Origin of the sequence: Bradyrhizobium sp. UNPF46, assembly GCF_006658625.1 — a bacterium.
GTDB lineage: Bacteria > Pseudomonadota > Alphaproteobacteria > Rhizobiales > Xanthobacteraceae > Bradyrhizobium > Bradyrhizobium nitroreducens.
On record NZ_LFJB01000042.1, the window covers coordinates 1 to 21,771 of the forward strand.

The following is a 21,771-nucleotide window of genomic DNA, read 5'->3' on the forward strand; positions in this document are numbered from 1 at the left end:
AGATCCAATGCAAATCAGTGAATCACGAAACTCCGACAAAAACGATAGTTTTTCAGCAGACTGCTAGAGCGTTTTCGAGCGAAGTGAACACCGGTTCGCGTGAAGAAAACGCGTCAAAACAAGAATCTAGAGCTTCGGTTCCGATTCAATCAGAACCGAAAATGCTCTAGTCGGTGACGCAGAAATACGTGCGCGGCAATCTGCGATAGGCGCTGTAGCGGTAATGCGGCCGGTAGGCGTAGCCGCGATAGAGCGCCGGCGGCTCCTCGCCGTAATAGGCGCGATGATAGAAATTGAGCACCGGCCCGCGGGCACAGCGATAGCCGTCCCAGATCGGCCCCACGAAGGGCGCGATCCCGGTCTCGGGCGGCACGACGGGGTACGGCCCGCCGGCATGGGCGGGAACGTTCATGAGCAATGCCGCGAGAAGGAAAAACCAGGCGCTTCGCATGAGCTCGCTCCCGAACCGGCGCAATGGCCGCCATGGAAGCACCGGAACGCCCGGCTGCGCAATCACGGCGTTCGTCGCGCCGGCGCCTCGGCGCATTGTTGATAACCCACGCAAACGGGGCGCGGGTGGTGACAGGGCGTCCGGACGTGTTATCGGGGGATGACGCAGTTGCGAGACCGGATCGGACACCCATGCGCATTACTCTCGTCGGCTCCCGCCATTTCGGCGTGACCACCCTGAACATGCTCCGGGAGCACAGCGTCACGATCGTCAGGGTCGTGGTCGCCGATGCCGAGGATCGCCTCGCTGCGACCGCCAAGGCAGCCGGCATCGAGGTTGTGGTTCAGGCCAATCCGAAGCTGGTGGTGGCCTCCGAGATCGCCCCCGATACCGATCTGATCATCACGGCGCACAGCCACGCCCGGATCGGCAAGGATGCGCTCGCCGCCGCCAAGCTCGGCGGCATCGGCTATCACCCCTCGCTGCTGCCGCGACATCGCGGCAAGGCCGCCGTGGAATGGACCATCAAGGAAGGCGATCCGATCGCCGGCGGCACAATCTACCACCTCGCCGACCGCATGGATGCCGGCGCCATCGCCGCCCAGGACTGGTGCTTCGTCAAGAAGGGCGAGACGGCCCGGGAACTCTGGGAGCGCGCGCTGGCGCCCCTCGGGCTCAAGCTGCTCGCCGACGTGATCGACTATGCCAAGGTCCACAAGGCGCTGCCGGCCAAGGCTCAGGACGAGCAGTTCGCGACCTCCGCACCGAGTCTCTCGTAAGGCCTGTGCTGACGTTTACCCTTAACGTGAAGCCGCATTGATTCTGCTTCGAAAATAGGTGCCAAAAACACAAATAAACCATTGTTTCCACAGGAACAATTTTCGATTTGGCATTGCAACAAATTTCCGTCACATTTGGTCCAGATAAGCGACAGCATATCAGACACATTCAAGGACGGAATTTATGCGTTTTGCTCGCATTGCGGTGTTCTGTGCCGCTTCAGTTTTTACCGGCACCCTTGCCGCGTCCGCCTTTGCCCAGACCCCTTATGACGGCAACTGGCAGGTCACGATCGTGACCAAGAGCGGCTCCTGCGAACCGACCGCGAGTTCCATGCTGACGGTCGCCGACGGCAAGATCACCGCGCCCGGCGCTAACGTTTCCGGCACCATTGGCAGCGGGGGACTTGTGAAAGTTTCGATCAATGGTGCATATGCCAACGGTCAACTCAACGGCAACGCCGGATCGGGGAAGTGGAATGGAGCATCTGCAGGCATACCATGCAGCGGGCGGTGGGAAGCATCGCGCCAATAAACCAATCGAGGCTCGCGCCCGGAATCGGCGGCTGCTGATCGCGGCCGCCGTTTTGTTTGCGGCGGGAATCGCCGGCACCGAGAGCCGGGCCCAGTCCGGCCCGTTCGCCCCGATGGCGGGCAGCTGGAGCGGCGGCGGCACCGTCAGCCTCGAGGACGGATCGACGGAACGCATCCGTTGCCGGGCCAAATACGCCCCGATCGGTCCCACCATGGAGATGTCGCTGACCTGCGCCAGCGACGCCTATAAATTCAATCTTTCCGCCAACGTTCAGTCGGCCGGTAGTACCATTACCGGAAGCTGGAGCGAGGCCAGTCGCAACATCTCTGGCTCGCTCCAGGGTCGTGGCGGCGGCGGCAACTTCGAGGTGGTGGCCTCCGCGGCCGGCTTCAACGCCAATATCGCGCTGAGGACGAGCGGCAACAGGCAGACCGTCACCATGCGCGCGGACAGCCAGTTCCGCGGCGCCAACATCTCGATGTCGAAGTAAGACACCGGGGCGACACGACAATCGATCCGGCGACCTCGCCGGATCTTTTTTATGCGCCCGGCACGAACGCGGTGACCTCGATCTCGACCTTGGCCCGCTCGTCCACGAGACCGCCGATATAGAGCAGCGTCGAAGGCGGGAAATTGCGTCCGAGCGTTTCCTTCCAGGCCGCGCCTATGCCGGCACCGGCGGCCTCATATTCGCTGCGGCTGGTCAGGTACCAGGTCAGGCGGACGATGTGCTCGGGGCCGGCGCCCGCCTCGCCCAGCAGCTTGATGATCCGCTTCAGTGCGGCTCCGACCTGCGCCGCCATGTCGGGCGCGTAGCTACCCGTCTCGTCGCCGCCGGTCTGGCCGGCCAGAACCACCCAGCGCCCCGGTCCCTCGACGACGACGCCATGAGAAAAGCCGCGAGGTTTTGTCCATTCGGCCGGCTGCAAGATGCGCATGAGCGAAGCTCTCCCTTTTCTTGTTGTTCAATGAAGCCTTAGCACGTCCGCTCGCATCGCTGCATCCGCAGATTTTGCCGTTGCAAACCGCGGCGATGTCGCCGATACCGGCCGTCCTTTCGCACTCTCCATCCTCCAGCACCCTGCCCCCAGCATCCTGCCCCGATGAGCGCGACACCGTCCAAAACGATGGCTGCATTCTGGATGGCCGGCTGGCTGGCTTTGATGCTGGTGATGGCGGTTGCCGGCCGCGAGACCACGCGCGAGCTCAACGTTTTCCAGATCATGGAAGTGCGTTCAGTGATCGGATTCACGCTGCTGTTGCCGATCATCTTCCGCGCCGGCGGCTTCAAGGCGGTCGCAACCCAACGCCTGCACCAGCACCTGGCGCGCAACGGCGTGCATTATTTCGCACAGCTCGGCTGGTTCTACGCACTGACGCTGATCGGAATCGGCCAGGTGGTCGCGATCGAATTCACCATGCCGATCTGGACCGCCGTGCTGGCTGCGACGTTCCTGTCCGAGCGCATGACGATCTGGAAGATCGCCGCCGTCGTGCTCGGCATCATCGGCGTCGTCATGATCGTGCGACCCGCCACCAGCGAGATCAATCCAGGTCAGTTGATCGCGCTCGGCGCCGCGATCGGCTTCAGCATTTCCATGATTTTAGTGAAGTCCTTGACCCGGACCGAGAGCGCGTTGTCGATCCTGTTCTGGATGATCGTGGTGCAGATGGCCGTGGGCCTGCTGCCGACGCTCTTCGTCTGGACCTGGCCGTCGGCCTATCTCTGGGGCTGGCTGTTCGTCATCGGGGTCTGCGGCACTTTCTCGCACTATTGCCTTGCCAGCGCGCTTCGATACGCCGACGCGACGATCGTGGTTCCCATGGACTTCCTGCGGGTTCCGCTGACGGCGACCGCGGGCTGGCTGCTCTACTCCGAGCGGCTCGACGCCTGGACCGTGCTGGGCGCGGTGCTGATCCTGTGCGGCAATCTCCTGAATTTGAAGCCGGCGCCCTCGGTTCCCGCCCGCGCGCGGTGAACCTCCCGCCGCCTTGCGCGACAAAACAAAGTGGCCGTGTGATTTGGATCACGTTGGGGAATCAATCCACCGTGCACATTCGGCCACACAGCAGCGGGTTGAACGCAACGGTCTGCCGTTTTGGTGGCACGACGTCGGGCACTTCGTGTACGTTCGTTGCCGATCTGATGCTGCCTGCAATTCGATTCTGGGGATTTCAGAATGCGCTATCTCACCCTCCTCGCATCGCTGATGTGCATCGCACTGTCGGTCAGTGCCGCGAAGGCCGACCGTCGCGTCGCCTTCGTCGTCGGCAACGGCTCCTACAAGAACGTCGCGCAATTGCCGAACCCGCCGATCGACGCCAAGGCGATGGCGTCGACGCTGCGCAATGTCGGCTTCGAGGTGATCGAAGGCTCCAATCTCAGCCGCGACCAGATGACGGAGAAGCTGCTCGATTTCGGCCGCAAGGCGCAAGGCTCCGACATCGCGCTGTTCTATTATGCCGGCCACGGCATCGCCGTCAGCGGCACCAATTACCTGCTGCCTGTCGATGCCGACATCAAGTCGGAGATGGACGTCAAGCTGGGCGCTGCCATCAACATCGACCTGACGCTCGAGCAGACCATGGGCGATGCCAAGGTCAAGCTCGTCTTCCTCGATGCCTGCCGCGACAATCCGTTCGCCGCCAAGATCAAGTCGAACTCGGCGACCCGCAGCGTCAACGTGCAGAGCGGTCTCGCCGAGATGAAGTCCGGCGAAGGCACCCTGATCGCGTTCGCCACCGGCCCCGGCCAGACCGCGCTCGACGGTCAGGAAGGCAACAACAGCCCGTTCACCCGCGCGCTGATCGACAACATCACCAAGCCCGGCGTCGAGATCCAGCAGGCGATGACGTCGGTGCGCGCCCAGGTCAATGAAGAGACCCGCAAGGGTCAGCTGCCCTGGGGCCATACCAACCTGACCGGCTCCGTCTATCTCAACCAGGCTCCGACGACGCAGGTCGCCAACGCAGCCCCGACCGCGACCGGCATCGTGCCGGCGGCGACCGGCGGCTCGGACGGCGTCGAGCTCGAATACTGGCGCTCGGTGAAGGAATCGAACAAGCCGGAAGAGCTCAACGCCTATCTCTCGGCCTATCCGAACGGCCAGTTCAAGGCGCTGGCGCTGGCCCGCCTCGCGGCGATCAAAAGCGGCCCCTCGACCGCGACCCGCACGCTCAACGCCGGCGTCGATCCTGCGACGTTCACCGATGAGGCTACCCAGCTCACCGAGGACCAGATCGGCCTCGACAAGACGGGACGCCGCGACGTGCAGCGCCGCCTCAGCGGGCTCGGCTTCGACACCAAGCAAACCGGCGTGTTCAGCGACGAGACCCGTGGCGTGATCAAGCGCTGGCAGGCTGCACGCGGCTATCCCTCATCGGGCTACCTCAATAAGAACCAGCACAAGGCCTTGCTCTCGGAAGTCGTGGCTGCCCCGGCGACGGCGAGCGACACCAGCCAGAAGCCGGCTCGCCGTGCCGCCACCGCTCCCCAGAGCAGCGCGCCTGCGCCGGCTCCGCAACACCGCAGCAATCCCGGCGATGCCGCCGGTGCGGCCTTCGTCGGCGGCGTCGTCGGCGGCATGATGGGCGGCATGTTCCGCCGCTGAGCCGAGCGAGCCTGAAAACACAAAAGCCCGGCTCGCGCCGGGCTTTTTCTTTGGTACGACGAGGTTGCAGCGTACGCCGTCATTGCGAACGCAGCGAAGCGATCCAGAGTCTCTCCGCAGCGGCAGCCTGGATTGCCTCGTCGCAAGAGCTCCTCGCAATGACAGGCATAGAGCTGCGCGCCAGGCGGATGTCATAGCCCGCGGGGAGCGCCGCTGGTCCGACGTGTCCTGTCGGAGCCTACTTCCCGGCCGCCTTGCGCAGCGCCTCGTTGATACGGTCCTGCCAGCCGGGGCCGCCTTCCTGGAAGAACTCCAGCACGTCCTGATCGATCCGCAGCGTGACCTGCTCCTTGATCCCCGGCGCCACGTTCTGCTTGGGCGGCGCGGCGGCGACCTTCGCCGTCACCTTCTTGAATGCCGCCTCGGCTTCGGTCCTGGCATCGCCGAGCGTACGTGGCCGCCTCGGTGGTTGATCCGCCATGTCCTAGATTCCCTCAAACAAAGCCGTCGAAAGATACCGCTCGGAGAAGGACGGCACTATAGCCAGGATGGTTTTTCCTGCCGCTTCCGGCCGCTTGCCGATCTCGAGCGCGGCCGCGATCGCCGCGCCCGAGGAAATGCCGCCGGGAATGCCCTCATGCCGCGCCAGCGCGCGCGAGGTCTCGATCGCCGTCGTCGAATTGATCTTGACGATCTCGTCGATCACCGAGCGGTCGAGAATGTCAGGCACGAAGCCGGCGCCGATGCCCTGGATCTTGTGCGGCGTGTGCTGGCCGCCCGACAGCACCGGGCTCTCTTCCGGCTCGACCGCCACCACCCGCAACGACGGTTTGCGCGGCTTGAGCACCTGGCCGACGCCCGTGATCGTGCCGCCGGTGCCGACGCCGGCGACGAAGAAATCGATATTACCGCCGGTGTCGTTCCAGATCTCCTCCGCGGTGGTTCGACGGTGCACCTCGGGATTGGCGAGGTTCTTGAACTGCTGCGGCATCACCGAGTTCGGCGTCGTCTTCAACAGCTCCTCGGCGGCGGCGATCGCGCCCTTCATGCCCTGCGCCGCCGGTGTCAGCACCAGCTCGGCGCCGAGAAAGGCCAGCATCTTGCGCCGCTCGATCGACATCGATTCCGGCATCACCAGCTTGAGCCGGTAGCCGCGCGAGGCCGCCACGAAGGCGAGCGCGATGCCGGTATTGCCGGAGGTCGGCTCGATCAGCACGGTGTCCGGCTTGAGGATACCCGCCTTCTCCATCGCGATGATCATGGCCGCACCGATGCGGTCCTTCACGCTTGCGGCGGGATTGAAATATTCAAGTTTTGCCAGAATCGTCGCATTCACGCCGTGCATGCCGGGAAGCCGGCGCAACCGCACGATCGGCGTATTGCCGAAGGCGTCGACGATCGAGTCATAGATCCGGCCGCGGCCGGGTTGGTGCGCTGCACCCGTGGTGGACGATGCGTCCATGATGAACTCCCTGTGGCGACAATTTGCGCTTCTTACGCAGCTCAATGCGCAATTACGGACAGCCTGCGACGACACGCAAGCGACAATGCGGTACATGTTAAATACGCTGCATCGCAAAATCGCGTGAGCTTTAATTAGCAGAAAACCAACGCATTTGTGTTGCGACCTCGTCAACTGATTCTGCTTATGTTAGACTTAGGTCTCAAAGCAGGGAGGTCACCACGATGTCAGCAGTTGCTGAAGTGATGTCGACCGTAACGCTAAGGCGTGATCCGCGTTGCAGCGAGTTGCCGACCTGTCCCGTCTGCGCCGACTCCATGGTCGCAGCCGAAGCATCTGCCTACGTCTCGGACCACGTGATCAGCTATCTCTGGACTTGCGACAATTGCGGCTACGGCTTCGTCACCAAGCATGCCGTCAAGCAGCGGATCGTGTGCAATTGAACCTGGACCACTGACCTAGCGCGGGGCGATATCGCCCCTCGCCCAGTCCGCGCGCGTCCGCTGATAGAACTCGTCGAACCTTCCGTGCGCAATCGCGTCTCTGATGCCCTGCATCAGGAACTGGTAGTAGGCGATATTGATTTCGGACAGCAGCATCGCTCCCAGCGTCTCGCCGGCCTTGACGAGATGGTGCAGATAGGCGCGCGCGTAGGTGCGCGCCGACGGCCACGAGCTCTCCTCGTCGAGCGGGCGCGGATCGTCGGCGTGGCGCGCATTGCGCAAATTCACCTGTCCGAAGCGCGTGAAGGCGACGCCGTGCCGGCCATTGCGCGTCGGCATCACGCAATCGAACATGTCGATGCCACGCTTCACGGCTTCGAGGATATCGTCGGGCGTGCCGACCCCCATCAGATAGCGCGGGCGCTCCTTCGGCAGTAGCGGTGCGGTCTCGTCGATCATGGCCAGCATCACCGCCTGCGGCTCGCCGACCGCGAGGCCGCCGATCGCGTAGCCGTGGAAGCCGGTCGCGACCAGGCCCTGCGCACTCGCATGACGAAGCTGCGGCACGTCGCCGCCCTGCACGATCCCGAACAGCATGTAGCCGTCGGGCGCGCTCTCGAAGGCGCGCTTTGAGCGCTCGGCCCAGCGCAGCGACAATTGCATCGCACGCTCGATGTCGGCGCGCTCGGCCGGCAGCCGCACGCACTCGTCCATCTGCATGGCGATGTCAGAGCCGAGCAGGCGCTGCACCTCGATCGAGCGCTCCGGCGACAGCTCGACCTTGGCACCGTCGATATGCGAGCGGAAGGTGACGGCGTTCTCGGTGACCTTGCGCAGATCCGACAGCGACATCACCTGGAAGCCGCCGGAATCCGTCAGCATCGGCCCGTTCCAGCCGGTGAACTTCTGCAGGCCGCCGAGCGCTGCGATCCGCTCGGCGCTCGGGCGCAGCATCAGATGATAGGTGTTGCCGAGCACGATGTCGGCACCGGCATCGCGCACCTCGCGCCAGTGCATGCCCTTCATGGCACCGGCGGTGCCGACCGGCATGAAGGCCGGCGTCCGCACCGCGCCGTGCGGTGTGGTCAGGCGTCCGGTGCGGGCGGCACCATCGGTGGCGAGCAACTCAAAGTGATTGGGAAGATCGTTGTCGGGAGTCATGGCGGTGCTTATTGCGTGTCGGACGAGGCCGATCAACCCGCCCCGGCCATGCGCCAAGCCGGCTTGTGCTTCAGACTGGGACACAATCGCGGCGGATCTCCGCACCGTCGCCCTTGTTAAACAAAACGATACAGTATAGTTTTATCCGGGGCTGGACGAATGCCGCGGCGAACGTTGCCGTCGGCTGCAAAAGTGTGATCGCCAGCCGCCGTGCCCCTCCCTTCGTGTTCGATTGACGTCTTTGGCCGCTCCCGTGACTGGATCAGGCAGACCGGCGGCCGCCTCGCTGGAATCCTGGTCCTGACCTGCGGCCTGGCGCTCGGCGCCTGCACCTCCCTGCCCCGCACGCCCTATACGGCCGCAGAAGCCAGCACATCGCGCGTGCTCGATATCGACGGCCTCAGGCGCTACGCCGACGATCCCATCACGAAATTCAGCTTCGAGAAGGACAGCGGCACCGCGACGAAGTCCTATCTGGCGCTCTCCGGCGGCGGCGCCGATGGCGCCTACGGCGTCGGCGTGCTCAACGGCTGGACCGCGGCCAGAACCCGTCCCACCTTCTCCGTCGTCTCGGGCGTCAGCACCGGCGGCCTGATCGCGCCGTTCGCGTTTCTCGGCTCGCAATATGACGACACGCTGAAGGAGGTCTACACCAGCGGCATCGCGGAGAGCCTGCTCAACGATCCCAGCATCATGCGCGTGCTGTTCGGATCCGGCCTGTTCGGCAACACAAGGCTGCGCGAGCTGGTCGCCCGCTATGTCGGGCCGGAGATCATGGCGCAGGTCGCGCGCGAGAATGCCAAGGGGCGAAAGCTGCTGGTGGTGACGACCGATCTCGACACCCAGCGCACCGCGATCTGGGACATGGGCAAGATCGCCGCCGTCGGCACGCCCGAGGCGCTCAAGCTGTTTCGCGACGTCATGGCGGCCTCCGCCAGCATTCCCCTGGTGTTCCCGCCGATCATGATCGATGCCGAGGGCCAGGGCCGCAAATTTCAGGAGATGCATGTCGACGGCGGCGTGACCGCACCGGTGCTGACGCTGCCGGAAGCCCTGCTATTCCAGGGCAGCCGGCTGGCGGGCAGTGCGAAGATGGACATCTACATCCTCGTCAACAAGAAGATCGAACGCAACTTCGAGCTCGTCTCCAACGGCACCATCGACGTCGCCTCGCGCAGCCTGTCGGCGATCACCCAGTCGCAGACACGCTCGATCATCTTCTCGACCTATGATTTCGCCAAGCGAAACCATCTCGGCTTTCATCTCTCCTACATCGCGCGCGAGTATCCGGCACCGCCGTCGGAGGGGTTCGACACCGCCTATATGCGGGCGCTCTACCAATACGGATATGACAAGGCCGCGTCCGGTCAGGCCTGGACTTCCACGGTGCCGTGACCTCAAATCGAGGAACGAGCCCCTGCCGAAACCGTTGACGATACGGCCAATTCGGCCAGATTCGCGATGACGCTTCGGCTCCTGCGCGATATAGAGCGAATGACGACGATCGGAAACGCGCAGGAATCATTGGGCATGGGATTGACTGCGACCAGGAGACCGGCAGCGCCGCGGCGCGAGGTGCCGAAATCCCGCGGCGGCCGGCCAACGAAGTCAGCCGCCATCGAGCGCGACCAGCGGCTGATCGAGGTCGCCACCCGCCTGTTCCTTGATCGCGGCTTCGACGCGACCTCGCTCGACGCGGTCGCGGAAGCGGCCCGGGTGAGCAAGCCCACCGTCTATGCACGCTACGGCGACAAGCGCGGCCTGTTTGCCGCCGTGCTGAGGCGGGAGATCGCGCGCTGGCTCGCGCCGCTCTCGGCGGCCGCCGAGACGCAACTCTCCAGCGCCTCGGATATCCCGGTCGAGCAGCGGCTGATCGAGATCGGGCGCGAGATGCTGACCTTCACTTGCGGGCCCGATGCCGTCGCCTTCAGCCGCATGATGACGGCGCAGGCCATCAACTTCCCCGACGTCGCCAAGCTCGGCAAGGAGGAAGGCTGGCTCAAGGCCGTCGCCACCACCGCGCGCTTCTTCGACCATCTGGTGGCGCAAGGCGCACTCGACGTCGAGGACACCACCATTGCAGCCGAGGTGTTTCTCGACGTGGTCGTCGGTCACACCCACCGCATGGCGACGTTCGGAACGGCTCTCGACATCAAGACCGCCGAAAAGCGCACGCGCGCGGCGATCAAGCTGTTCCTGGCCGGCGCGCTGGGACCTGCCGACCGCGTCCAGAACACCAAAGCCGTGCAGCGCCGCCGTCCCTCCCGCTGACAATTCCGTGAACGCACGATCTATCCCCATCGGGAAAGGCGCGACGCCATTGACCGGAATAAAACGATACGGTACGGTTTAGTTATAAGGCGATGCGGACCGCTTTTTCACCAGCCCCAAAGGAGGCCCGTATCACCAAGATCGCCGCGGCGGGTGCAGCCCGCCACGGCGTTCCGCGGCCGGCCTTTGCCCAAGGTCGGCCGCGAATTCTTTACGATCATCCGGCACACTCGCTGGCCGAGGGTTTCGAGCATGACGACTGCCAAACGACGGACCTCGCAACTGCTTGCGATCGCCTTGCCCTTGCTGCTCATCGCCGCACCGGCAGAGGCAACCGTAACCACGGGCACGCCGACCGCCCTGCACAGCGACACAGATGGTGACGCCGAGGCCGACCGCCAGGCCGTCAGCCGCGAGATCGAACGATTCCGCAGCTCGTCGATCTCGATCAGCCAGGCCATGGCGATTGCGGAAGCCCGCCATGCCGGCGCCACGACGGCGGACGTGAGCTTTGACGGCGGCTCCGGTGTGCCGGTGTATCGGGTGAAGACCGTGCACAACGACCGGATCTGGCGCCACACCATCAATGCCGCGACCGGCGAGCTTGTCGGCGGGGAAGCCGCCCTGCCCCTGAGCGAGCTCGACCACGACGATCGCAGCAATCTCGCAGCCTTGAGCGCGATCAGGCATCGGCTCGCCGATGCCGTCCGCGTCGCCGAGCACGCGGCCTCGGGCAAGGCGATCAGCGGCGGGCTGGTGCGCGAACGCGGCCGGCTGAACTTTTCGATCGTCGTCGTCAGCGGCGACGACCTCAAGGAGGTCACCCTGGAGCCGCCGGGCGCGCGGCCTAGATAGCGGTCCCCCCCCCCCAGCGGCCCTCCCGGGGCCGACCGGGCCGAAAAGCCATTGACGGGCGCAAGACTCTCGCCCATAAGTCGCCGCCATGTTCACGACCACCAAACGCACGACCAAAACCACCACGGCCTCAGGGGCCCGGGGAGGCGTGCGCGCGTAGTCGTCGACTAGAACGCAATCCACTCTACCGAAGCCCCGCCCATGATGGTCCGGGGCTTTTTTGTTGTCTGAATTTCAAACGCAATGGAGGACAAAGTGAGTAACGATCCCGTCGTCGCGATTGTCGGCGTCACCGGTGCGGTGGGCGCCGAATTCATCGCCACCATGGACAAGCGCGGCTTTCGCGTCGGCAAGCTCAAGGCGCTCGCCAGCGCCCGCTCCGCCGGCAAGACGGTATCGTTCCGGGGCCAGCCGGTCGTGATCGAGGAGCTGACCGAGCGTTCCTTCGAGGGCGTCGACATCGCCCTGTTCTCCGCCGGCGGCAGCATCTCGAAGAAGTATGCACCGATCGCGGTCAAGTCGGGCGCAGTCGTTGTCGACAACTCCTCCGCCTTCCGCATGGACCCGAACGTGCCGCTGGTGATCCCCGAGATCAACGCGAACCGCATCAGGGATCACAAGGGCATCATCGCCAATCCGAACTGTGCCGCGATCACCGCGCTGGTGCCGCTCTGGCCGATCCACCAGAAGAACCGCATCAAGCGCGTCATCATCTCGACCTACCAGGCAGCTTCCGGCGCCGGCGCCGCTGCGATGGAGGAACTGGTCGAATCCACCCGCGCCAATCTCAACGGGCAGGTCTATGCGCCCAAGGTGATGCCGCACCCCTACGCCTTCAATCTCTTCAACCACAACACCGCCGTCGACCCGGAGACCGGCTACAACGACGAAGAAACCAAGGTCATCAAGGAGACCCGCAAGATCTTCGAGGACGACAGGATCGCCATCGGTGTCACCTGCGTCCGCGTGCCGGTGCTGCGCGCCCATTGCGAGGCCATCACCTTCGAATGCGAGAGGGAGATCACCGAGGACCAGGTCCGCGCCATCATGGCCCGGGCGCCCGGCGTGAAGGTGATCGACGATCGCGCCAGGAACTACTTCCCAATGCCGATCGACGCCTCGGGCCAGGATAACGTTTTGGTCGGCCGCATCCGCAAGGACCTCAGCGACCCCTCAGGGCATTCGATTTCGATGTTCGTGGCGGCCGATCAGCTGCTCAAGGGTGCAGCACTGAACGCGGTGCAGATCGCGGAGCTGTTGCCGCAGCGGGTGATGGCGTAACCGAGCACGCCCGTCGATCCGTCATCCTGAGGTGCGAGTGGCGCGATGCGTTCAGCTTCGCGCCGCGAGCCTCGAAGGATGAACGGCCGAGATGCCACGGCCGGGCCGTCGCCCTTCGAGGCTCGCCGAAGAGGCGAGCACCTCAGGGTGACGGGGATGGATTTGACTCTGCCCGAAACAACAAGCACGCATCGCCATACGAATAGAAGCGATACTCGCTTGCGATCGCGTGCGCATAGGCTCGTTTCATCGTCTCCAGGCCGGAGAATGCCGACACCAGCATGAACAACGTCGACTTCGGCAGATGAAAATTCGTCATCAGAATATCGACCGCGCGGAAGCGATAGCCGGGCGTGATGAAGATCGCTGTTTCGGCCGCGAACGGCTCGATCGTGCCGTCCTCGCGCGCCGCGCTCTCGAGCAGGCGCAATGACGTCGTGCCGACGGCGATGATGCGGCCGCCATTCCTTCTGGCATTGTTGAGACGCTCCGCGGTCTCGGCCGAGATCGTGCCCCACTCGGCGTGCATCTTGTGGGCTTCGGTGTCGTCCACCTTCACCGGCAGGAACGTCCCTGCCCCGACATGCAGCGTCACGCGGTTGATGCCGACGCCGCGGTCACGCAGCGCCTGCTCCAGTGCCGGGGTGAAATGCAGCCCCGCGGTCGGCGCTGCGACCGCGCCTTCGTTCGCGGCGAACATGGTCTGGTAGTCGGCGAGATCCTGATCGTCCGGCGTGCGCTTGGAGGCGATGTAGGGCGGCAGCGGCGGGCTGCCGAGATCGGCGATGGCCTGGTCCAGCGCCGGGCCATGGAACGAGAACGACAGCGTCACCTCGCCCTCAAGGCCCTTGGCCTCGACCTCGGCGTCGAGATGGCCGAGCAGACAGACCTTGCCTTCGTTGCCGAAGCGGATGCGATCGCCGGCGACGAGCTTCTTGGCGGGCTTCACCAGCGCCTGCCAGCGCGAGCCGTCGAGCCGCTTGATCAGCGTCGCCTCGATTCTGGGCTCGGTCTCGCGGCCGATGCGGCGGCCCTTCAGCTGCGCCGCGATCACCTTGGTGTCGTTGACGACGAGCTGGTCACCGGGCCGCAGCCATTGCGGCAGGTCGGCGATGGTCTGGTCGCGCAGCACGCCGTTCTCCACGACCAGCATTCGCGCGGAGTCGCGCGGGCTCGCCGGGCGCAACGCGATGCACTCGGCGGGCAGGTTGAAATCGAAGAGGTCGGTGCGCATGTCTCACCAGCCACGTCATTCCGGACGCTGCGCGTTCAGCGCGGCGATCCGGAATCCGGAGATTGTGGCGCGAGATTCCGGGTTCGCGCTTCGCGCGCCCCGGAATGACGGTGACTTATTCCTTGTCCGCGGCCATCCGCGCCTTGACGATCTTGTCGGGATTCTGCACCGGCTCGCCGCGCTTGATCTTGTCGACGTTCTCCATGCCGTCGGTGACCTTGCCCCACACCGTGTACTGGTTGTCGAGGAAGCGCGCGTCGTCGAAGCAGATGAAGAACTGGCTGTCGCCGGAATCGGGGCTGGCGGCGCGCGCCATCGAGGTGGTGCCGCGCACATGCGGCTCCTTGTTGAACTCGGCCTTCAGCTTCTTGCCGGAGCCGCCGGTGCCGGTGCCGTGCGGGCAGCCGGTCTGCGCCATGAAGCCCTCGATCACGCGGTGGAACACGATGCCGTCGTAGAAGCCCTCACGAACCAGTTCCTTGATGCGCGCGACGTGGCCGGGCGCGAGATCAGGACGCATCTCGATGGTGACGGGGCCCTGGGTGGTCTCGAGGATCAGGGTGTTTTCGGTGACGCTCATGCTCGTCTCTCTTGCGTTGGAGGTGAAGTCTTGTCGGGTGACGTTTTGCGGTTACGGAACTGGATCGCGAATGGACGTCCCGCGGCAGCGCCCGCCATTGCATCGGTAAATGGCATCGGCGTGCAGCGTTGCAACGCCTCCATCACCGCGATCCGGTATTGCAGCCGGTCATTGTCGGAGGCCTCCGGGGATTCATAGGAGATCCTCGGATGGCCCAGAATGTCGCCGGAGCGGTTAAAGCTCACGACGACGGTGATGTCGAGGGGGCGCGCCTTGGAAGGCGGCGGCGGTCTCCAGCAGGTGCGCAGGTGCCGGAACACGTCCTGGATGGTGTTGACCTGCCCATCCTCGGCGGCCGCGCCGGAGGCACCGAACAGCAGCAGTGCGGCAACCAGCAGGAGCTTGTCACCGCAGCGCGCCATGGCCCCGTCCTATTTGATGTCGGAGGCGACCTGCACCTTCACCATCTTGTCGGGGTCGGTCACGGCACCGCCGACCGAGCCGGGAGGTGCCTTCTTCAGCTTGTCGACGACGTCCATGCCCTGCACGACCTCGCCGACCACGGTGTACTGGCCATCGAGGCTGCCGCCGTCGGCGAACATGATGAAGAATTGCGAGTTGGCGCTGTCCACGCTGTCGCCGCGCCGGGCCATGCCGACGATGCCGCGCGCGAAATGCACCTTGGAGAATTCCTGCTTCAGGTTCGGATATTTCGAGCCGCCGGTGCCGTTGAAATTCTGGCCGTCGCCGGTCTGGGCCATGAAGCCGTCCATGACGCGGTGGAACGGCACGTTGTTGTAGTAGCCCTCGCGCGCGAGCTGCTTGATGCGCTCGGCATGCTGGGGCGCGATGTCGGTGCGCAGCTTGATGACGATGCGGCCCTTGGTGCTGTCGATGACGATGGCGTTGGCCTTGTCGAGATTGGCCGGCAATTGCTGCGCCACCGCCGGCACCGCGAACACAAGCGCGGCGAGGACTGCGAAAATTCGGATCATGACAACTCCGGATCAGAGAGAAGAGGAAGTGCGCCGCTATGCGGCGAATTTTGCCTTGAGCTGTGCCGCAACCTGCGGCGGGACGAAGGCCGAGACGTCCCCGCCCATGCCGGCGATCTGGCGCACCAAAGTGGCGGTGATCGGGCGGACCATCGGAGAGGCCGGCAGGAAGACCGTGTGGACCTCCGGCGCCATCGCCTCGTTCATACCGGCGAGCTGCATCTCGTAGTCGAGGTCGGTGCCGTCACGCAGGCCCCGAATCATGATCGTCGCACCATGCTTGCGCGCCGCCGCCACCGACAGATCGTCAAAGGTCACGGCCTCGAGCACGCAGCCGGCCTTGGCCGCCACAGGCCCGCAGACGTCGTGGAGCATCTTGAGCCGCTCCTCGGTCGAGAACAGCGGCTTCTTGCCGGGGTGGACCCCGATCGCGACCACGAGCCTGTCGCACAGCGAAGCGCTATGCCGGACCACGTCGAGGTGGCCGTTGGTGATGGGGTCGAAGGAACCGGGATAAAAGGCAATACGCGGCATGGCCCCCTCCTACCGCGCCCGGCGCGGCCCGGCAAGCCGGGCGGGTTCCCCGGCCATCTCTGGCAAAATACCCCCGACCCTGTCGGCGATGGCCGGTTTGTTTCGTCCTGAGGACGGCCACGAAACAAACGGGCGCGGACACGAAACCATTTCCCGTGCCGGCGAAGACGTCCGGAAACTGGCCATGGTTACTAATCCAGCCAACGAATGACGGGCCGCACACTGGGCGTAGGCGGCCACATCACAGGGGACTGTCAAATGATCAAGGCTCTTTCAGCGATCGCTCTGTCTGCGTGTGTTGCCGCCGCCCTCACCCTCCTGCCCGGCTTTGCCCCGAGCGTCGAGGCCAGCGTGCCGCAGCCGCTGGCCAAGAGCGACCGGCTCGATATCCGTGCCGTCGGCAAGGACTGCTCGCAGCAGGCCTGGCCGAATTTCGAGGCCTCGTGCCTGCGCAAGGCCGGCACAAAGGCGAACGTCCGCGAGGCGCGCCTCGTGACCGCCGACCGTACCCCGTAGCCGCACCTGTCAGGTTAGCGTCAGCTCCCCCAAGCTGACCCCAAGCCAAGACCCCATGGATATTTGCGACGTCCCGTCGCAGACTGCGTGAAGTTCGCGCCCGTCGGAATGGCCCGTCGGGCGCGATCCCATCGGGGGGTTGCCGTTGTCCAGTACGCCCGCAGTCGCTTCCGGCCACCATCCTGATCCGCTGCCGCTGACCATGACCATGGGCGCCCTCGGGGTCGTCTATGGCGATATCGGCACCAGCCCGCTCTATGCCCTGAAGGAAGCCGCCAAGGCGGCTGCCCATGGCGGCACGCTCACTCAAGACGCGGTCCTCGGGGTCGCCTCGCTGATCCTCTGGGCGCTGCTGCTGATCATCTCGCTGAAATATGCCCTGTTGATCCTGCGGGCAGACAACCGCGGCGAAGGCGGCATCGTGGCTCTGCTCGCCCTGCTCCACGCCCGCCACGCCCAGCCCGGCACCTGGCGCGCCCATCTCCTCGTGGTCGGCCTCATCGGCGCCGCCCTGCTTTATGGCGACGGCGCGATCACGCCGGCCATCTCCGTGCTCTCAGCCATCGAGGGCCTCAAGGTGGATGCGCCGTCACTGGCCCCCGTCGTGGTGCCCCTGACCGTCGCCATCCTGATCGGCCTGTTCATGATGCAGAAGCAGGGCACCGGCTTCATCGGCCGCATCTTCGGACCGGTGATGCTGGCCTGGTTCGTCGTGCTCGCCGCGCTCGGCATCCACGGGATCGTCAAGGCGCCGGCGGTGCTGGCGGCGCTCAGCCCGTTCTATGCGTTCAATTTCCTGATCCATCAGGATTTCCATATCTCCTTCGGAATTCTCGGCGCGGCCTTCCTCGCGGTGACCGGGGGCGAGGCCATGTATGCCGACATGGGACATTTCGGCCGCCTGCCGATCCGCCTCGCCTGGTTCGCCATCTGCCTGCCTGCGCTGGTGCTGAACTACTTCGGCCAGGCCGCGCTCCTGATCACCGATCCCACGATGATCGAGAATCCGTTCTTCCAGCTCTGCCCCGACGCCCTGCACTATCTGCTGGTCGCCTTCTCTGCGGTCGCGACCGTGATCGCTTCGCAAGCGATCATCTCCGGCGTGTTCTCGCTGACCCAGCAATCGATCCAGCTCGGCTTCCTGCCGCGCATGCAGATCCGCCACACCCAGAGCGACGCGATGGGCCAGATCTACGTGCCGCTCGTGAACTGGCTGCTCGCCGCCGCAACGCTCGGGGCGGTGCTGAGCTTCGGCAGCTCGGACGCCCTTGCCGGCGCCTATGGCATCGCGGTCTCGCTGCTGATGGCGATCACGACGCTGCTGGCCGCGCTGGTCGCGATCCAGTGGGGCTTCTCGCCCTGGCTTGTCGTTGCCGTGAACGGCTTCTTCTTCGTGATCGATCTGATCTTCTTCTCGGCGAACTCGGTCAAGCTGTTCGAGGGCGGCTGGTTCCCGCTGCTGCTTGCCGGCCTCGTCGCCTTCCTGATGCTGACCTGGCGCGCCGGCGTGAAGCTGGTCGAGGCCGCGCGCGCCCGGCTGCGCCAGCCCGAGGAGGATCTGATCGAGACCGCGGTCAACAAATGCAGCGCAAGGTTGCCCGGGACCGCCGTCTTCCTGGCCTCCGCGCCGCGCGGCGTGCCGCTCGCACTGACGCAGTTCGTCAAGCACAACCGCGTGCTGCATGAGCGCGTGCTGCTGGTCACCGTGCTGATCGAGGAGCTTCCGCACGTCCCCGACGAGGAACGCGCCGAAGTGATCGAGATCATTCCCGGCATCACCCGCGCGATCCTGCATTACGGCTTCATGCAGAACCCGACGATCTACGAGGGACTGAACCTCGTCTGCCGCCAAGGCAAGCTGCCCGGCATCGACCTCTCAGACATCACCTATTACGTGGGACGCGAGACCATCATCCCGCGCGAGGACGTCCCGGGCATGTGGGTCTGGCGCGAAGGCGTGTTCGCCTTCCTCCAGCGCAACGCCGAACGCTCCGCGGCGTTCTTCGGCGTGCCGACCAAGCAGGTGGTGGAGTTCGGGACGGAGCTGGAGATTTAGCGAGATTCGTAGCCCGGATGGAGCGAAGCGCAATCCGGGATTCTCGCCTGAAGTAAGAGCCCCGGATTTCGCTTCGCTCCATCCGGGCTGCGAGGAGTGACCGATCACTCCCCGTGCGCGTCCCCATTCGCGCCGTTGCCGCTCTCCGCCTCTTCCGTGATGTGCTCGACCGAGACGACATGCTCGTCCTCGGCGGTGTCGAACACGATCACGCCTTGGGTCGAGCGGCCGGCGATGCGGATGCCTTCGACCGGGCAGCGGATCAGCTGGCCCTTGTCGGTGACCAGCATGATCTGATCGGCATCCTCCACCGGGAACGAGGCAACGAGGTTGCCGTTGCGGTTGTTGACGCTCATGGCGACGATGCCTTTGCCGCCACGGCCGGTGGTGCGGTACTCGTAGGACGAGGTCCGCTTGCCGTAGCCGTTGACGGAGACGGTGAGCACGATCTGCTCCTGCGCCGACATCTCGATATAGCGCTCCTGGGTGAGTTGGAAGCTGCCGGAGGTCTCTTCTGCGTCATCCGCGGCGGGCTCCTCGGCCGCGGCCTCGCCGGCCATCGCGCGGCGCATCTTCAGATAGGCCGAGCGCTCGTCCGACGTGGTCTCAACATGACGTAAAATCGACATTGAGATGACCTTGTCATCTTCAAGCGAGATGCCTCGAACACCCATCGAGGTTCGACCACCGAAGACCCGAACACCGTGCTCTTTGATCTCGCCATCCTTATCAGGTCGAGGGTCACTGACTCTGAAGCGAATGCACTGGCCGGCGGCCGTAGTCAGCAGCACGTCGTCGCGTTCGGTGCAGATCTGGACGTCGACGATCGCCTCGCCCTCGTCGAGCTTCATCGCGATGATGCCGGAGCGGCGGACGTCGACGAAGTCCGATAGCTTGTTGCGCCGGACATTGCCGCCCGTGGTGGCGAACATCACGTCGAGATTGCCCCAGGTCGATTCGTCCTCGGGCAGCGGCATGATGGTGGTGATGCGCTCGCCCTGCTCCAGCGGCAGGATGTTGATCAGCGCCTTGCCGCGCGCGTTGGGAGCCGCCATCGGCAGCCGCCAGACCTTCTCCTTGTAGACCTGGCCGCGCGAGGAGAAGAACAGCACCGGCGTGTGCGTGGACGCCACGAACAGACGCGAGACGAAATCCTCGTCGCGGGTCTGCATGCCGGCGCGGCCCTTGCCGCCGCGGCGCTGGGCGCGATAGGCCGACAGCGGCACGCGCTTGACGTAGCCGGCGTGGGAGACGGTGACGACCATGTCCTCGCGCTGGATCAGGTCCTCGTCCTCGACCTCGCCTTCCTGCTCGATGATGACGGTGCGGCGCGGCGTGGCGAACTCGGCCTTCACCTCGGCGAGCTCGGTCTTGATGATGGTCAGCACGCGTTCGCGCGAGCGCAGGATGTCGAGATAATCGGCGATCTCGCCGGCAAGCTTGTCGAGCTCGTCGCGGATTTCTTCGCGGCCGAGGGCCGTGAGGCGCTGCAGGCGCAGATCGAGAATGGCCCTCGCCTGCTCCATCGACAGCCGGATCGTGCCGTCCGCGCTGATACGGTGACGCGGATCGTCGATCAGCGTCAGCATGTCCTCGACGTCCCGCGCCGGCCAGTCGCGCGACATCAGGGTGTCGCGGGCGGCGGTCGGGTCCGGCGAGGTCCGGATGACGCGGATCATCTCGTCGATATTGGCGACCGCGATCGCCAGACCGACCAGGATGTGGGCGCGATCGCGCGCCTTGGCGAGCAGGTACTTGGTGCGCCGCGTGACGACCCGTTCACGGAAGTCGACGAAGATCGCCAGCAGGTCCTTCAGATGCATGATCCGCGGACGGCCGCTGTCGAGCGCCACCATGTTGACGCCGAAGCTGGTCTGCAGCGGCGTGAACCTGTAGAGCTGGTTCAGCACCACATCCGGCACGGCGTCGCGCTTCAACTCGATGACGACGCGGTAGCCGTCGCGGTCGGATTCATCGCGGAGGTCACCGATGCCCTCGATCTTCTTTTCCTTCACCAGCTCGGCGATGCGCTCGACCATCGTCGCCTTGTTCACCTGGTAGGGAATCTCGGTGATGATGATCGCCTCGCGCTCCTTGCGGATGGTCTCGATCGCGACCTTGCCGCGCATGACGACCGAGCCGCGGCCGAGATGATAGGCGGCGCGGATGCCCGCGCGTCCGAGAATGACGCCGCCGGTCGGAAAATCCGGTCCCGGCACGATGTTGATCAGCTCGTCGATGGTGAGCGCCGGGTTGTCGATCAAGGCGACGCAGGCGTCGATGACCTCGCCGAGATTGTGCGGCGGGATGTTGGTGGCCATGCCGACCGCGATGCCGCCGGCGCCGTTGACGAGAAGGTTCGGGAACTTGGCCGGCAAGACCGACGGCTCGGTCTCGTTGTTGTCGTAGTTGGGCTGGAAGTCGACGGTGTCCTTGTCGATGTCGGCCAGCAGCGCCAGCGCGGCCTTGGTCAGGCGCGCTTCGGTGTAACGATAGGCGGCCGCGGGATCGCCGTCGACCGAGCCGAAATTGCCCTGGCCGTCGATCAGCGGCACGCGCATCGAGAAGTCCTGCGCCATGCGGACCATGGCGTCGTAGATCGACTGGTCGCCGTGCGGATGATACTTACCGATGACGTCGCCGACCACGCGGGCGGACTTGACGTACTTCTTGTCGGGCGTGTGCCCCTGCTCGTTCATCGAGTACAGGATGCGCCGATGCACCGGCTTCAGACCGTCCCGGGCATCGGGCAGCGCACGCGCCACGATCACGCTCATGGCGTAATCGAGATACGACTTCTTCATCTCCTCGTAGATGGAGACGGGGCGAATGTCCGAGGGTTGCGCCGGCTGATCGCCGGGCTTGTTGTCGTCGTCAGCCAAGGGGGAATCCGGTGAGTTTTTGTCTGGGAATCATATAACGCATCGCGCCCCTGATCACCACCCTTGGCGGAAGCTGGGAAGCGCTTTTTCCGTCTATTTTTCCAATAACTTAAGGCCTTGCAGCG

Annotated in this window: 23 protein-coding genes; 12 read left to right on the forward strand and 11 right to left on the reverse strand. The window is 64.8% G+C overall.

What is annotated here, in order from left to right:
* Positions 1-166 precede the first annotated feature (166 nt).
* Positions 167-412, reverse strand: coding sequence for a hypothetical protein (locus UNPF46_RS17420; RefSeq protein ID WP_246668681.1), 246 nt, complete (start codon positions 410-412; stop codon positions 167-169).
* A gap of 230 nt (positions 413-642) precedes the next feature.
* Between UNPF46_RS17420 and UNPF46_RS17425 the strand changes: the two genes are divergently transcribed.
* From UNPF46_RS17425 to UNPF46_RS17435, 3 genes are all read left to right on the forward strand, one after another.
* Positions 643-1,230, forward strand: coding sequence for a formyltransferase family protein (locus UNPF46_RS17425; protein ID WP_100174818.1), 588 nt, complete (start codon positions 643-645; stop codon positions 1,228-1,230).
* A 184-nt stretch (positions 1,231-1,414) separates the two neighbouring features.
* Positions 1,415-1,765 carry a hypothetical protein gene (locus UNPF46_RS17430; protein WP_100174819.1) on the forward strand — a complete coding sequence of 117 codons (351 nt, stop codon included), beginning with the start codon at positions 1,415-1,417 and terminating at the stop codon, positions 1,763-1,765.
* On the forward strand, positions 1,710-2,255 hold the full coding sequence (locus tag UNPF46_RS17435; RefSeq protein WP_174718692.1) for a hypothetical protein: 546 nt from the start codon (positions 1,710-1,712) through the stop codon (positions 2,253-2,255). The genes UNPF46_RS17430 and UNPF46_RS17435 overlap by 56 nt, the downstream gene beginning before the upstream one ends.
* A gap of 49 nt (positions 2,256-2,304) precedes the next feature.
* Here UNPF46_RS17435 and UNPF46_RS17440 read toward each other — a convergent pair whose 3' ends face one another.
* Positions 2,305-2,703, reverse strand: coding sequence for a RidA family protein (locus UNPF46_RS17440; RefSeq protein ID WP_100174821.1), 399 nt, complete (start codon positions 2,701-2,703; stop codon positions 2,305-2,307).
* Positions 2,704-2,868: 165 nt separating this feature from the next.
* Here UNPF46_RS17440 and UNPF46_RS17445 point away from each other — a divergent pair, with 165 nt between their 5' ends.
* Together UNPF46_RS17445 and UNPF46_RS17450 are read left to right on the forward strand one after the other, a co-directional pair.
* Positions 2,869-3,744 carry a DMT family transporter gene (locus UNPF46_RS17445; protein WP_100174822.1) on the forward strand — a complete coding sequence of 292 codons (876 nt, stop codon included), beginning with the start codon at positions 2,869-2,871 and terminating at the stop codon, positions 3,742-3,744.
* A gap of 201 nt (positions 3,745-3,945) precedes the next feature.
* The gene (locus tag UNPF46_RS17450; RefSeq protein ID WP_100174823.1) at positions 3,946-5,376 is read left to right on the forward strand and encodes a caspase family protein; all 1,431 of its coding nucleotides are present in this window, start codon (positions 3,946-3,948) and stop codon (positions 5,374-5,376) included.
* Between the two features lie 238 nt (positions 5,377-5,614).
* On the opposite strand, the gene UNPF46_RS17455 is transcribed toward UNPF46_RS17450, so the two are convergent.
* A complete protein-coding gene (locus tag UNPF46_RS17455) occupies positions 5,615-5,857 on the reverse strand; it encodes a BrnA antitoxin family protein (RefSeq protein ID WP_100174824.1) in 243 nt (80 codons plus the stop codon).
* A 3-nt stretch (positions 5,858-5,860) separates the two neighbouring features.
* Positions 5,861-6,838 carry a cysteine synthase A gene (gene cysK / locus UNPF46_RS17460; RefSeq protein WP_142250822.1) on the reverse strand — a complete coding sequence of 326 codons (978 nt, stop codon included), beginning with the start codon at positions 6,836-6,838 and terminating at the stop codon, positions 5,861-5,863.
* A gap of 224 nt (positions 6,839-7,062) precedes the next feature.
* Between cysK and UNPF46_RS17465 the strand changes: the two genes are divergently transcribed.
* Positions 7,063-7,281, forward strand: a complete 219-nt coding sequence (locus UNPF46_RS17465; protein ID WP_100174826.1) for a hypothetical protein — start codon at positions 7,063-7,065, stop codon at positions 7,279-7,281.
* Positions 7,282-7,296: 15 nt separating this feature from the next.
* On the opposite strand, the gene tgt is transcribed toward UNPF46_RS17465, so the two are convergent.
* Complete coding sequence (tgt, locus tag UNPF46_RS17470) at positions 7,297-8,442, reverse strand: tRNA guanosine(34) transglycosylase Tgt (protein WP_142250823.1); 1,146 nt, start codon at positions 8,440-8,442, stop codon at positions 7,297-7,299.
* A 261-nt stretch (positions 8,443-8,703) separates the two neighbouring features.
* Here tgt and UNPF46_RS17475 point away from each other — a divergent pair, with 261 nt between their 5' ends.
* The 4 genes from UNPF46_RS17475 (at position 8,704) to UNPF46_RS17490 (ending at position 12,849) form a co-directional block, all read left to right on the forward strand.
* Positions 8,704-9,837 (forward strand): patatin-like phospholipase family protein, encoded by a 1,134-nt coding sequence (locus UNPF46_RS17475; RefSeq protein WP_100180918.1) that lies wholly within the window; start codon positions 8,704-8,706, stop codon positions 9,835-9,837.
* Between the two features lie 135 nt (positions 9,838-9,972).
* Positions 9,973-10,713 carry a TetR/AcrR family transcriptional regulator gene (locus UNPF46_RS17480; protein ID WP_100180917.1) on the forward strand — a complete coding sequence of 247 codons (741 nt, stop codon included), beginning with the start codon at positions 9,973-9,975 and terminating at the stop codon, positions 10,711-10,713.
* A gap of 252 nt (positions 10,714-10,965) precedes the next feature.
* The gene (locus tag UNPF46_RS17485; protein WP_174718693.1) at positions 10,966-11,568 is read left to right on the forward strand and encodes a PepSY domain-containing protein; all 603 of its coding nucleotides are present in this window, start codon (positions 10,966-10,968) and stop codon (positions 11,566-11,568) included.
* Positions 11,569-11,811: 243 nt separating this feature from the next.
* Complete coding sequence (locus tag UNPF46_RS17490; RefSeq protein ID WP_142250824.1) at positions 11,812-12,849, forward strand: aspartate-semialdehyde dehydrogenase; 1,038 nt, start codon at positions 11,812-11,814, stop codon at positions 12,847-12,849.
* 142 nt (positions 12,850-12,991) lie between these two features.
* Here UNPF46_RS17490 and queA read toward each other — a convergent pair whose 3' ends face one another.
* From queA to coaD, 5 genes are all read right to left on the reverse strand, one after another.
* Positions 12,992-14,083 (reverse strand): tRNA preQ1(34) S-adenosylmethionine ribosyltransferase-isomerase QueA, encoded by a 1,092-nt coding sequence (gene queA / locus UNPF46_RS17495; protein WP_142250825.1) that lies wholly within the window; start codon positions 14,081-14,083, stop codon positions 12,992-12,994.
* A 115-nt stretch (positions 14,084-14,198) separates the two neighbouring features.
* Positions 14,199-14,663: a peptidylprolyl isomerase gene (locus tag UNPF46_RS17500; protein ID WP_142250826.1), complete on the reverse strand. Its 465-nt coding sequence runs from the start codon at positions 14,661-14,663 to the stop codon at positions 14,199-14,201.
* Positions 14,660-15,085 carry a UCP034077 family protein gene (locus UNPF46_RS17505; protein ID WP_100174831.1) on the reverse strand — a complete coding sequence of 142 codons (426 nt, stop codon included), beginning with the start codon at positions 15,083-15,085 and terminating at the stop codon, positions 14,660-14,662. Before UNPF46_RS17505 ends, UNPF46_RS17500 begins: the two co-directional genes overlap by 4 nt.
* Positions 15,086-15,094: 9 nt before the next feature.
* Positions 15,095-15,658 carry a peptidylprolyl isomerase gene (locus UNPF46_RS17510; protein ID WP_142250827.1) on the reverse strand — a complete coding sequence of 188 codons (564 nt, stop codon included), beginning with the start codon at positions 15,656-15,658 and terminating at the stop codon, positions 15,095-15,097.
* Positions 15,659-15,694: 36 nt separating this feature from the next.
* A complete protein-coding gene (gene coaD, locus UNPF46_RS17515; protein WP_142250828.1) occupies positions 15,695-16,192 on the reverse strand; it encodes a pantetheine-phosphate adenylyltransferase in 498 nt (165 codons plus the stop codon).
* Positions 16,193-16,450: 258 nt separating this feature from the next.
* Here coaD and UNPF46_RS17520 point away from each other — a divergent pair, with 258 nt between their 5' ends.
* Together UNPF46_RS17520 and UNPF46_RS17525 are read left to right on the forward strand one after the other, a co-directional pair.
* A complete protein-coding gene (locus UNPF46_RS17520) occupies positions 16,451-16,708 on the forward strand; it encodes a hypothetical protein (RefSeq protein WP_100174834.1) in 258 nt (85 codons plus the stop codon).
* Positions 16,709-16,910: 202 nt separating this feature from the next.
* A complete protein-coding gene (locus tag UNPF46_RS17525) occupies positions 16,911-18,764 on the forward strand; it encodes a potassium transporter Kup (RefSeq protein ID WP_142250862.1) in 1,854 nt (617 codons plus the stop codon).
* A 104-nt stretch (positions 18,765-18,868) separates the two neighbouring features.
* Here UNPF46_RS17525 and gyrA read toward each other — a convergent pair whose 3' ends face one another.
* Positions 18,869-21,646, reverse strand: coding sequence for a DNA gyrase subunit A (gyrA, locus tag UNPF46_RS17530; RefSeq protein WP_142250829.1), 2,778 nt, complete (start codon positions 21,644-21,646; stop codon positions 18,869-18,871).
* Between the last annotated feature and the right edge of the window lie 125 nt (positions 21,647-21,771).

Coding starts and splice junctions, on each gene's coding strand:
- UNPF46_RS17420 (WP_246668681.1), bottom strand. CDS start 412: ATGAACGTTCCCGCCCATGCCGGCGGGCCGTACCCCGTCGTGCCGCCC.
- UNPF46_RS17425 (WP_100174818.1), top strand. CDS start 643: ATGCGCATTACTCTCGTCGGCTCCCGCCATTTCGGCGTGACCACCCTG.
- UNPF46_RS17430 (WP_100174819.1), top strand. CDS start 1,415: ATGCGTTTTGCTCGCATTGCGGTGTTCTGTGCCGCTTCAGTTTTTACC.
- UNPF46_RS17435 (WP_174718692.1), top strand. CDS start 1,710: ATGGAGCATCTGCAGGCATACCATGCAGCGGGCGGTGGGAAGCATCGC.
- UNPF46_RS17440 (WP_100174821.1), bottom strand. CDS start 2,703: ATGCGCATCTTGCAGCCGGCCGAATGGACAAAACCTCGCGGCTTTTCT.
- UNPF46_RS17445 (WP_100174822.1), top strand. CDS start 2,869: ATGAGCGCGACACCGTCCAAAACGATGGCTGCATTCTGGATGGCCGGC.
- UNPF46_RS17450 (WP_100174823.1), top strand. CDS start 3,946: ATGCGCTATCTCACCCTCCTCGCATCGCTGATGTGCATCGCACTGTCG.
- UNPF46_RS17455 (WP_100174824.1), bottom strand. CDS start 5,857: ATGGCGGATCAACCACCGAGGCGGCCACGTACGCTCGGCGATGCCAGG.
- cysK (WP_142250822.1), bottom strand. CDS start 6,838: ATGGACGCATCGTCCACCACGGGTGCAGCGCACCAACCCGGCCGCGGC.
- UNPF46_RS17465 (WP_100174826.1), top strand. CDS start 7,063: ATGTCAGCAGTTGCTGAAGTGATGTCGACCGTAACGCTAAGGCGTGAT.
- tgt (WP_142250823.1), bottom strand. CDS start 8,442: ATGACTCCCGACAACGATCTTCCCAATCACTTTGAGTTGCTCGCCACC.
- UNPF46_RS17480 (WP_100180917.1), top strand. CDS start 9,973: ATGGGATTGACTGCGACCAGGAGACCGGCAGCGCCGCGGCGCGAGGTG.
- UNPF46_RS17485 (WP_174718693.1), top strand. CDS start 10,966: ATGACGACTGCCAAACGACGGACCTCGCAACTGCTTGCGATCGCCTTG.
- UNPF46_RS17490 (WP_142250824.1), top strand. CDS start 11,812: ATGGAGGACAAAGTGAGTAACGATCCCGTCGTCGCGATTGTCGGCGTC.
- queA (WP_142250825.1), bottom strand. CDS start 14,083: ATGCGCACCGACCTCTTCGATTTCAACCTGCCCGCCGAGTGCATCGCG.
- UNPF46_RS17500 (WP_142250826.1), bottom strand. CDS start 14,663: ATGAGCGTCACCGAAAACACCCTGATCCTCGAGACCACCCAGGGCCCC.
- UNPF46_RS17505 (WP_100174831.1), bottom strand. CDS start 15,085: ATGGCGCGCTGCGGTGACAAGCTCCTGCTGGTTGCCGCACTGCTGCTG.
- UNPF46_RS17510 (WP_142250827.1), bottom strand. CDS start 15,658: ATGATCCGAATTTTCGCAGTCCTCGCCGCGCTTGTGTTCGCGGTGCCG.
- coaD (WP_142250828.1), bottom strand. CDS start 16,192: ATGCCGCGTATTGCCTTTTATCCCGGTTCCTTCGACCCCATCACCAAC.
- UNPF46_RS17520 (WP_100174834.1), top strand. CDS start 16,451: ATGATCAAGGCTCTTTCAGCGATCGCTCTGTCTGCGTGTGTTGCCGCC.
- UNPF46_RS17525 (WP_142250862.1), top strand. CDS start 16,911: ATGACCATGGGCGCCCTCGGGGTCGTCTATGGCGATATCGGCACCAGC.